The sequence below is a fragment of the Glycomyces luteolus genome (assembly GCF_027622875.1).
Lineage (GTDB): Bacteria > Actinomycetota > Actinomycetes > Mycobacteriales > Micromonosporaceae > Glycomyces > Glycomyces luteolus.
The window spans coordinates 19170-29838 of the sequence record NZ_JAPZVP010000009.1; the positions used below are offsets into that span (position 1 = coordinate 19170).

The following is a 10669-nucleotide window of genomic DNA, read 5'->3' on the forward strand; positions in this document are numbered from 1 at the left end:
AGGGATCGATGGGGGCGCACCGCCTCGTAGGGGGCGGTTCGGTGGAACCGGTCCCTTTCGGGCTTTCAACCTGAGGTTAGGGAAATCACAGTGAATTGTGAAGTCCCTGGAAGAGACCCATAAATCACTGAATGAAGAGTCGGTTACCAACCGGTATGGGAGCGTTCGGACCCGCTACAATATACGGCTCCGTTATGGAACCGAGACTTCTCGATAGGACCGCGCCGCACCCGCGAACCCAAGCGGCGCAACGCCGAAGTCGGCCGATCAGTCCGCGAGCGCCATCCAGCGCTCTTCGATCTCGTCCCGCTCCGTCTCCAACGCGGTCACCTGATCCTGCAGCTCCCCGAGCTTGGCCGGGTCCGTCGCGTGCTCGGCCATGTCGGCGTACAGCCCCGCGATCTTCTCCTCGACCTTCGCCAGGCGACGCTCGAGCTTCGACAGCTCCTTCTGCGTCGCCCGGTCCTCCGCCGCGGAGGACGGTGCCTTCCCGGCGCCCGGCGCGTTGCCCGGACCCTTGCTCTTCGCCTGCGGCGCAGCCGACTTGTCCGCACGCCGCTCCAGGTACTCCTCGATCCCGCGCGGCAGGTGCCGCAGCCGCCGGTCGCCCAGCAGCGCCCACGACTCGTCCGCGACCCGCTCGGTGAAGTACCGGTCGTGGCTCACCACGACCATCGTCCCCGCCCAGTCGTCGAGCAGGTCCTCCAGCTGCGTCAGCGTCTCGATGTCGAGGTCGTTCGTCGGCTCGTCGAGGAACAGCACGTTCGGCTCGGCCATGAGCAGCCGCGCGAGCTGCAGGCGGCGGCGCTGCCCGCCCGAGAGGTCGCGCACGAACGTGCGCTGCTTCCCGCCGAGGAAGCCGAGGCGCTCGGCTAGCTGCCCCGCCGACATCTCCTTCTTGCCCAACTGGACCCGCTTCGCCACGTTCTCGATCGCCTCGAGCACCCGCCAGGACCCGTCCAGGTCCTCCATGTGCTGCGTCAGCCACGCGAGCTTCACCGTGCGGCCCACCTTGACGCGGCCCGCCGCGGGCTGCTCGTCGTTCAATGCGTTCGCGAGCGTGCGCAGCAGCGAGGTCTTGCCCGCGCCGTTCACGCCGAGGAGCCCGACCCGCTTGCCCGGACCCAGGATCCAGTCCAGGTCCTCGAGGAGGATCTGGTCGCCGGCCTGCACCGTGACGCCCTTCGCCTCGAACACGGTCTTGCCCAGCCGCCCGGTCGCGAAGCTCACCAGCTCGGCGGTGTCGCGCGGCGGCGGCTCGTTCGCGATCAGCTCGTTCGCCGCGTCGACCCGGTACTTCGCCTTCCCGGTGCGCGCCTTCGCACCCCGGCGGAGCCACGCGAGCTCCTTGCGCATGAGGTTCTGGCGCTTCTCCTCCGCGACGCTCGCCTGGCGCTCGCGCTCGGCCCGGGCCAGGACATACGCGGTGTACCCGCCGTCGTACTCGAACACGTTGCCGCGCTGCACATCCCAGATGCGGTCGCAGATCTCGTCGAGGAACCACCGGTCGTGCGTGACGACGATGATCGCCGCCCGCGTGGAGTTCAGATACGAAGCGAGCCAGGCGATCCCCTCGATGTCGAGGTGGTTCGTGGGCTCGTCGAGCAGCAGCAGGTCCGCGTCCTCCGAGAGGACCCGCGCGAGGTCGACGCGGCGGCGCTCCCCGCCGGAGAGCACGCCGACCTTTGAGTCGAGACCCTCGGGAAGCACTGGTGCGTCGAGACCGCCGAACAGGCCCGTCAAGATCTCGCGGACGCGCGAGTCGCGCGCCCACTCGTGGGCGTCCGCGTCGCCGAACAGCTCGTCGCGCACGGTCGCGACATCACGGAGGCCGTCGGTCTGGCCGAGCACGGCGATGCGGGTGCCGCCGGTGTGCACGACCCGCCCGGAATCGGGCACGTCGGCGCGGGCGATGAGGCGCAGCAGCGTCGACTTCCCGTCGCCGTTGCGGCCGACGACGCCGACGCGCTGGCCTGCGGCGATGCCGAGGGAGACCGCGTCGAGGACCACCTGGTCGGGGTAGGCCTTGGAGACGGTTTCGAGATTGACGAGATTGGGCGCTGACACGAGGCTCAACACTACCCGCGTTCGGCGACGGAGCCCCAATCGCTGGTCCGCGGTGTGGAACGGGGCTTGCGAGCGGTTTCAAGGTTCGCTATGGTGTCGAAGCACAGTCATCATGACGTCATGATCGGATAGCAATGACACCCCAAGATGCCAAACCGGTGCGCTTCGAGGCCGGCCGAGCCGTGCTCGCGGTCGTGCGGCTGCTGCCGCAGATCAGCCGCCCCCGCACCGCCCTCTTCGCCGCCACCACCGTTCTGGTCGCGGCGCTCCCGCTGGCCATGACCATCGCGACGGGCCTCCTCATCGGCGCCGTCCCGGACGCCGCCGAGGCCGGGCCCGGCTCGCCCGAGGCCCGCCACACCTACGTCCTCCTCGGCGTGGGCGTCGCCGCGCTCCTCCTCGGCCGCCTTGTCAACAACGTGCACAACGCCAACGCCTTCAACCTCGGCCGCGAACTCGAACTGCTCCTCCAGGACCGACTCGTCGCCGCCGTCGCCCGCCCCGCCGGCATCACCCACCTCGAAGACGACGAGGTCCTCGCGCTCCTGCGCATCGCCCGCCAGCTCGGCGGCGACTTCATCCGCCCCGAGCGCGCCATCCGCGGCCTCGCCGCCATCGCCCCCGAGTTCCTCTCGGCCGCCGGCGCCTCGATCGTGCTGTGCCTCTTCAACATCTGGATCGGCCTCGCCTGGCTCGTCGCCTGGCCGCTGATCTTCATCGCGATGCAGAACGAGTACACGCGCGTCGGCAAGACCGCCTACATGCGCTCCACCGAGATGCGCGAGAGCGAGTACATGCGCGACCTCGCCATCAGCGCCGAGCCCGCCAAGGAGATCCGCGTCTGGGGCCTCATGGGCTGGCTCCTCGACCGCTACGATCGCCAGTGGAACGAGCGGATGGCCTACACGAACCGCTTCCAGCGGCTGCGCGCCCGCACCGCCGTCGGCGTCGTCGGCGCCCTGCTCGCGCTCACCGGGGCCACCGCACTGCTGCTCGCGCAGTCCGGGCTCGACGGGGCCGTCGGCTTCGCGGCGCTCTCGGTCTACCTGGTCGCCTTGACCACGATGTTCAACTTCTCCGCGTTCGACGACACGGCCGCGTTCCTCGCGCTCGGCGCGCTCCCCGTGCCGAAGGTCCTCGCCCTCGAATCGACGCTGACCGTCGACGAACGGCCCGTCACCGCCGAACTCCCCAGTGCCGCACCGGAACGCACGGTGACGTTCGCGAACGTCGCCTTCGCCTACCCCGGGTCCGAGCGGCCCGTGATCGAAGGGCTCGACCTGGAGATCGAAGCCGGGACCTCCCTCGCCGTGGTCGGCCACAACGGGGCCGGGAAGACCAGCCTCGTCAAGCTCCTCGCCGGTCTCTACGAACCGACCGGCGGCAAGATCACCGTGGACGGCGTCGACCTCGCGGGCGTCGACCCGGCGGTCTGGCGCACGCGCCTCTCGGCCCTGTTCCAGGACTTCACCCGCTACCAGCTCACCGTGCGCGACAACATCACCCTCGGCGCCCCGCACCTCGCCGACGACACCGACCGGATCTGGAAGGCCTGCGAGCCCATGGGCATCCGCGACCTCATCGACTCGCTCCCCAATGGACTCGACACGGTCCTGTCGAGCGAGTACGAAGGCGGCACCGACCTCTCCGGCGGGCAGTGGCAGCGAATCGCCCTGGCCCGAGCGCTCTTCGCCGTCCAGGCCGGCGCGAAGATCCTCATCCTCGACGAGCCCGCCGCCGCGCTCGACGTGCGCGCCGAAGCCGAACTCTACGAGCAGTTCCTCGACATCACGGCCGGTCTCACCACGATCGTCATCTCCCACCGGTTCTCCACCGTGCGCCGCGCCGACCGCATCGTCGTCCTCGACGGCGGCAAGGTCGTCGAAGACGGCTCCCACGCCGACCTCATGGCCCTCGGCGGACGCTACGCCGAAGCCTTCACCCTCCAAGCCAACCGCCTCGCCCGCACCCCCCTCGCTTAGGAACTCATCATGAGAGACAAGATCTCGAAACGCCTGCGCGGCTTGAAGAACGCCCTCGCAGTCGGCTACCAGGCCCACCCGAAGGCGATCACCGCGCAGATCGCCCTGGGTGTGGCCCAGGCGACGCTCATGCCGCTCCTCGTCTACCTGACGAAGGTCCTCATCGACGCCGTCCAAACCGGACACGAGCGCGAAGCCTGGCTCGCCGCAGCGGGACTCGGTCTCGGCGTCGCCCTGATCTGGACGATCGTCTTCCTCTACGTCAAACTCGTGTTCCTCGTGCTCGACCACACCGCTCGCGCCTCCGACCGGGAGATCATGGCGCTCATGGGCAACCCGCCCGGCCTCGACCACCACGAGCGGCCCGACCACCTCGACGAGGTCCAGCGCATCCGCGAGGAGCGCTGGCTCCTCTCCGGCGGCGTCAACTGGGCGGCCCAGCTGCTGCGCGGCGTGGTCACCATCGCGGTCGGCGGCGTGCTCCTCTTCCAGGTCCACCCGCTGCTGCTGGTGTTCCCGCTGTTCTCCTTGGCCGCCATGGCGATCGCCAACCAGGCCGGGACGATCGAGGACAAGGTCATCGCGGCCACGAGCGAACCCGAACGCAAGCGCCGCCACCTCTTCGAGGTCGCGACGCTCGGCGAATCCGGCAAGGAGCTGCGCATCTTCGGCTCCGCGGCGGCGGTCGCCGAGCGCCACCACGAGATCGGCGCGGCCGTCGTCGCCGAGCGCAACCGGGGCCAGTGGAAGGCCGCCCGGATCGTCACCGGTGAAGGCCTCCTCGCCGCGATCGGCATGGCCGCCGGGATCGGCATCGTCCTCTACCTCGCGATCCGCGGCCAGGCCACCGCGGGCGACGTGGTCCTCCTCGTCGGCCTGATCGGCATGGTCGCGGGCGCCGCCGCGAACGTCGCCCTCCAGGGCATGCTGGTCGCGCGCCTCGCCAAACTGGGCGAACGCCTCAACTGGCTGCGCGAGTACGCCGCGCAGTCCAGCGGTCCGGCCGTGCCCTTCGAGGTCCCCGAGCGCCTCACCGAAGGCATCGCCCTCCAAGGCGTCTCCTTCGCCTACCCCGAATCGGAGCGCCGCTCGCTCGACGACGTCACGCTCACCCTCCCCGCCGGGAAGGTCGTCGCCCTCGTCGGAGAGAACGGCGCGGGCAAGACCACCCTCGTCAAGCTCCTGTCCGGTTTCTACCAGCCGACCTCCGGTCAGATCAAGGTCGACGGCAACGACCTGACCGATTTCGAGGTGGACGCCTGGCGCGAACGCATCGGCGCGACGTTCCAGGACTTCACCCGCTTCGAGTTCACCGCCCGCGAGACCATCGGCATCGGCGACCTCAAGGGCGGCTACGACGACGAGACCGTCCGCGCCGCAATGGAACACGCCGGAGCCGACGACGTCATCGACGACCTCCCCAACGGGCTCGACACTCGACTCGGCGCCCGCTGGGACGACGGCACCGACCTCTCCGGCGGCCAATGGCAGAAACTCGCGATCGGCCGCGGCCGCATGCGAAAAGACCCGCTCCTCGTCCTCTTCGACGAACCCACCGCCGCCCTCGACCCCCAGACCGAGCACGCCCTCTTCGAGCGCTTCGCCGAAGAGGTCCACGCCGGCCGCCAGCGCGGCACCGTCACCGTCCTTGTCTCCCACCGTTTCTCGACGGTCTCCATGGCCGACCTCATCATCGTCCTGGAGCAGGGCCGGGTCGCCGAGTCGGGCACGCACGACGAACTCATGGCCCGGGGCGGCGCCTACGCCGAGCTTTACTCCCTGCAGAGCTCCGCCTACCGCTGACCCTGCCGAGCGCATTCCCTAGAATTCGCGAGGTCCCCGCCGCACAAGGCGGGGACCTCGTCCTTTGCCTGATCGAAAGCCCCACAATGTCATACGAACCCCTTGAACCACCGCGTTCCGACCCGCCGATCACGGTCGAGCCCGCTCCGACCGACGACTCCACGGCGGCATGGACCGAACCGGTCCTGACCGAGACGGAACGACACCACTGCCCTCATCGGGTGCGTTTTGGCAACTTCAATGCGAAGGGCCGCTTCGCGTTTGCCGGGAACGTCGTCGCGATCTGGTCGAGTTGGCTGGGCATCATGTTCGGCACGTTCTTCGGTCTTGCCGGTCTCGCTGTCGGATTCGAGAACAGTGATCTATTTCCCGCGGTGGCCGGCCTGCTCCTGGTTGGCAGTGGGGTGCTGCAAGCGGTCGGCGCGATCGGGCTCGCCTTGGCCTGGAAGCGGCTGCATCGCCCGAGCGACATCGTGATCGGGCTCGCCGCCATCGGATTCCTGGTGTTCCTCGCCGCTGTCGCGATGATGCTGGTGTCCACAAGGTCCTTCGGCTCCGCCTTGGTCCCCTGCGCTTTGGCTGCGATGTCCTTCGCCTTCGTCCTTCGCCAGCTCCTCTCGTTTCGGGACACGCTGTACAAGCGCGGTACTTGCCAGACCCATCCCGGTTTCTCACCGGCGTTCCGCGCGCTCCTTCGAAACGACCCCGGGCCGCTCGCGGTCATGCCTGAGCCGGTCCGGTGCCGTGTCGCCGACTGTCCGCACCGGTTCGAGTTCGGAGATCTCCGAGTGCGCTATCAGGCGGTGGCGATAGCCAACACGGCCCTGCTCGTGGCGTACCTCTTGACGCTGCTCGTGATGATGGCGGTCCTGTCATCCCGGAGAGCGGCTGCCGACGGGGTCGAGGCGATGCCGCTCGTCTTGATGTTGCTGTTCGCGATGCTCAACATGCTGAGCTTCCGGGAGATCAATGTCCGTTCGAAGCGCTTTCACCGCGCATCGATGCGTCTCTACGTCGGGGCTTTCGCCGGTTACGCGTTCACGGTGGCGATCGGCATGTGGCTGGGCGGTCCGGTGTCGTTCATAGCGGTGGCGCTGGCGGTCTACTGGGCCTTCTCCGCGGCCTACGCACTGAAGGTGCTCCCTCCCCGCTCCGAATGCGCCTCCCTGCGTGAACTGCCGCCATCCGTCCAGAAGGTGCTCAAGCCACAGGCAGCGTAGCTTGGAAGCCGAATTCGAAGCGAAAGCTATCATGGATGATAGTATCATTCGTGGTAGTTAACTCGGTTGTTCCGGAGGCGGGCCGTGGACGGATTCATCGGACGGCAGCAAGAGCTGCGCTCGCTCAACCGCCTGCTCACCGGCGTCGAAAAGGGCGGTCGCACCGGTCGGCCCGGCAAGGCCCTCCTGGTGCGCGGTCGCCGCCGGGTCGGCAAGTCACGCCTGATAGCCGAATTCCTCAACCGGTCCGAAACCCCGCATCTGTTCTTCACCGCGATCGGCGGGTCGAAGGACGACGACCTCACGGGCTTCCTCACCGAGCTCAGCCGTTCGACGCTCCCGGACCGGGACCGGTACGCGCGCTACCGGCCGCCCGCCTCTTGGGATGAGGCGTTCACGATGCTCGCCGACAACCTGCCCCGGGACGCACCGACAGTCGTCGTCCTCGACGAGATGCCGTACCTCGTGCGCGAAGACCCCAGTTTCGAAGGCGCCCTCCAGAAAGCCTTCGACCGCCACCTGTCGGAGCTGCCGGTGCTCCTGATCCTGGTCGGCTCCGACATCGCGATGATGGAGCGCCTGAACACCTATGGGCGCCCGTTCTACCAGCGCGGGACCGAAATGGTGGTGCCGCCGCTCAGCCCGGCGGACGTCGCCGAGCTGACCGGTCTCGACGCACCCGAGGCCTTCGACGCCTTCCTCGTCTCAGGCGGGCTGCCGCTGATCCTGGAGGAATGGCCGGACGGCGCCGACATGTGGACCTATCTCGAAGGCGCACTGCAAGATCCGACCTCGGCGCTGCTCGTCAGCGGTGAACGGGCGCTGGCGGCCGAATTCCCCTCGGAGGCCCAGGCCCGGAGAGTGCTCAGCGCGATCGGGCACGGCGAGCGCACCTTCTCCAACATCGGTAGGGAAGCCGGTGACCTGCAACCAACTTCGCTCAAACGCTCCCTCGACCTGCTGACGGAGCGGGGCGTCGTCGTCGCCGAACTGCCGATCTCAACGAAGTCGAGCCGCTTGACGCGATACCGCGTCGCCGATCCCTACCTCCGGTTCTGGCTCTCGTTCGTCGGGGCGAACATCGCCGCAGTCGAGCGGGGCGGCGGCTCGCGGGTGCTCGAGGGCGTCCGCGGAGCCTGGACGAGTTGGCGCGGGCGCGCGATCGAACCGGTGGTCCGTGATGCGCTGTGGCGCTTGGCAGACGACCGGCTTCCCGCCGGTTCCGAGGTGATCGGCGGGTATTGGACTCGCACGAACGATCCCGAAATCGACCTCGTCGGCGCCGACCGCGGGCCCGTGGCCAAGCGGATCACCTTCGTCGGCTCCGTCAAATGGCTGGATCGCAAGCCGTTCGACCGCCGCGACCTCGCCGCACTCGAGGCGCATCGCGCGCAACTGCCGGGAGCGACCGAATCGACGCCGCTGCTTGCCGTCTCGCGTTCAGGCTGCATCGCCGAAGGAATCGAGGCCCTGACACCGGAGGACCTCATCGCCGCTTGGCGCTGAGCTGGACGCGGAAGACCGCTAGACCGCTAGTCCATGTTGTGGCCGCCGTTGACGGTGATCCGCTGCCCGGTGACGAAGCCTGCGGCCTCGGACGCGAGGTACGACACCGCCGCGGCAACGTCTTCCGGCTTGCCGATGCGGCCCATGGGAACCTCGGCCACATATCCCGCGAGGTCGGCGTCCGTGAGCTCGCCGTGCCGCTCGACCGGCACCCATCCCGGCGCCACCAGGTTGACCGTGATGCCGTCGGCGCCCAGTTCCCTCGCCCACGTGCGGGTGAGCCTCCACTGCGCACCCTTCGCCGCGTTGTACGCCGAGAAACCCGGCAGCGCGCGCTCGAACATGTCCGACCCGATCTGGATCACGCGACCGCGGCCCGCCGCGCGCATGTCAGCCAGGACCGCGCGGAGCAGCAGGGTCGGGCTCTTGACGAAGAACTCCAGTTGGTTCAGGTGGTCCTGCCATTCGAGCCGATCGACCGGCACCTCCGGCTGCGGGCCGGTCGCGTTGGCCACCAGCACGGTCACCGGCCCGAGCTCGGCGCGGACACGTTCCATCATGTCGTGCACCGCAACCTCGTCGGTCACATCGCCGCCGAACGCCGCGGCGGTGCCGCCCGCCTCGAGGATGTCGGCGACGACCTTCTCGGCTCCTTCGCGGCCCCTCGCGTAGTTGACCGCAACGGCGAACCCATCGGCGGCAAGCCGCCGAGCAATGACGGCCCCCAGACCACGCGAAGCGCCGGAGACGAAAGCGACGGACATGGATGACCTCCCGGTTCCGCGGCGGACCCGCGCCGATTGCGTTGCCGCCAGTCTCCTCGACCGTGTTCGCGCCCGACTCGCGAGGCCCGCGCGGAGCCCCCTGCGATCGGCCATGCCTTCACCACCAGCGATGCGGGTGTCTTTCGCCGAGATCGAGGGATCGCGGTGCCGGATGGAGGGTCAGAACATCTCGGTGCGGTTCACGTGCTCCTCAGAGACCGGGCAGTAGTAGAGCTGGAGGATGTAGGCCCGGCCGATGACGACCTCGACCGGATTGGCGTACCGCCCGTCGGCGTCCTCCACCGCGTCCCAGCTCCCGCTGCCGCCGCCGGATTCGCCGCTGTCAGCGGTGAACAGCGGCAGCTGGCGTTCGCCGCATTCGCAGACGATCGGGTGCGGGTCGATGATCGCCCAGTTGCCGCCGTGGCCCACGGCCTTCCAACCGGGCGCGACCGACAGGTCCAAGAGGTATGCGTCCTCCTCGTCGATCAGCTCCTCCCAGCCCTCGATCGACTGGCGCAGCGGCTCGGGCAGTTCCCGGTACACCGGGTACTCCGTCACCACCTCGGGGTGGAGGACGCACGGGTTCGGCACGTAGTCGCCGTTGCCGACGACCGGCCGCGGAGGATCGGCGAGGCGTTCCTTGACGTCTTCGCTGCTGCGCCAACGGAGTTGGAAGACCGGGTTGTACGGGGTGTCGGCGTCGGGGTGGTCGCGCGGGCACCACAGGATCTGGAGCAGGTCGAACCGGTCGGCCCACGGGAGTTCCGGCGCGTCCCGGTAGTACAGCTGCGCCACCGGGATCAACGGCGGCGGTGCATCCTCGTCGTACTCGGGGTGCTTGCCGACGGCGTGCTCGGCCTCCAGTCCGGCCATGCGCTCGCGCTCGGCGTCCCAGTCGAGCGTGTCGCCCTGCTTCTGGCGCCGGTCGCGATCCGCGAAGTAGTCGCGCATCGCGAACGTGTAGTCGAGTGTCTCGTCCTGGAAGTCGTCGTGCGCGAGGTCGCAAGTCGGCCAGGGCTCGTCGGCGGGCCACAGCAGCGGGCCGCCGATGGAGCTGTCGCCGGCGCCGGGCTCGCCCTGGCGCGGGTGGAGCCGGACGGCCGGCTTGGCGTACTGCTCGAGTTCGGGGAACCGCTCGGCGATGCCATGGGGGCGCGGGGGTGTCGTACGGGTCATCGGCCCTGCAATCTGCGGAGGAACACGGTGCGCGCATCGTACTTCCGGAGAGCGACAACCCAGTCCCGCGTGCTGTACGGAAAGGTGGGGGGCGCGCAAGACGCCCGCCCCCGTCGGGTGGTTGAGACCCGCGGGTGTTGGGGGGGGG

7 protein-coding genes are annotated in these 10669 nt (G+C 69.0%); 4 read left to right on the forward strand and 3 right to left on the reverse strand.

Going from position 1 to position 10669, the window contains the following annotated elements; translation table 11 throughout:
- Window positions 1-267: 267 nt before the first annotated feature.
- The gene (locus tag O1R50_RS12760) at window positions 268-2067 is read right to left on the reverse strand and encodes an ABC-F family ATP-binding cassette domain-containing protein (protein ID WP_270110443.1); all 1800 of its coding nucleotides are present in this window, start codon (window positions 2065-2067) and stop codon (window positions 268-270) included.
- Window positions 2068-2201: 134 nt separating this feature from the next.
- On the opposite strand from O1R50_RS12760, the gene O1R50_RS12765 reads away from it, so the two are divergent.
- From O1R50_RS12765 to O1R50_RS12780, 4 genes are all read left to right on the forward strand, one after another.
- Complete coding sequence (locus O1R50_RS12765) at window positions 2202-4049, forward strand: ABC transporter ATP-binding protein (RefSeq protein WP_270110444.1); 1848 nt, start codon at window positions 2202-2204, stop codon at window positions 4047-4049.
- Between the two features lie 9 nt (window positions 4050-4058).
- Window positions 4059-5852: an ABC transporter ATP-binding protein gene (locus O1R50_RS12770; protein WP_270110445.1), complete on the forward strand. Its 1794-nt coding sequence runs from the start codon at window positions 4059-4061 to the stop codon at window positions 5850-5852.
- 86 nt (window positions 5853-5938) lie between these two features.
- A complete protein-coding gene (locus O1R50_RS12775) occupies window positions 5939-7072 on the forward strand; it encodes a hypothetical protein (RefSeq protein ID WP_270110446.1) in 1134 nt (377 codons plus the stop codon).
- 84 nt (window positions 7073-7156) lie between these two features.
- Window positions 7157-8578, forward strand: coding sequence for an ATP-binding protein (locus tag O1R50_RS12780; RefSeq protein ID WP_270110447.1), 1422 nt, complete (start codon window positions 7157-7159; stop codon window positions 8576-8578).
- Between the two features lie 26 nt (window positions 8579-8604).
- Here the strand turns inward: O1R50_RS12780 and O1R50_RS12785 are convergent, their stop codons facing one another.
- Both O1R50_RS12785 and O1R50_RS12790 read right to left on the reverse strand, forming a co-directional pair.
- Window positions 8605-9342 carry an SDR family oxidoreductase gene (locus tag O1R50_RS12785; RefSeq protein ID WP_270110448.1) on the reverse strand — a complete coding sequence of 246 codons (738 nt, stop codon included), beginning with the start codon at window positions 9340-9342 and terminating at the stop codon, window positions 8605-8607.
- A gap of 180 nt (window positions 9343-9522) precedes the next feature.
- On the reverse strand, window positions 9523-10521 hold the full coding sequence (locus O1R50_RS12790) for a hypothetical protein (RefSeq protein WP_270110449.1): 999 nt from the start codon (window positions 10519-10521) through the stop codon (window positions 9523-9525).
- Window positions 10522-10669: the final 148 nt, after the last annotated feature.

Excerpts from the sequence above, each read along its gene's own strand:
- O1R50_RS12775 (WP_270110446.1), top strand. The coding sequence starts at position 5,939 with ATGTCATACGAACCCCTTGAACCACCGCGTTCCGACCCGCCGATCACG.
- O1R50_RS12790 (WP_270110449.1), bottom strand. The coding sequence starts at position 10,521 with ATGACCCGTACGACACCCCCGCGCCCCCATGGCATCGCCGAGCGGTTC.
- O1R50_RS12765 (WP_270110444.1), top strand. The coding sequence starts at position 2,202 with ATGACACCCCAAGATGCCAAACCGGTGCGCTTCGAGGCCGGCCGAGCC.
- O1R50_RS12770 (WP_270110445.1), top strand. The coding sequence starts at position 4,059 with ATGAGAGACAAGATCTCGAAACGCCTGCGCGGCTTGAAGAACGCCCTC.
- O1R50_RS12785 (WP_270110448.1), bottom strand. The coding sequence starts at position 9,342 with ATGTCCGTCGCTTTCGTCTCCGGCGCTTCGCGTGGTCTGGGGGCCGTC.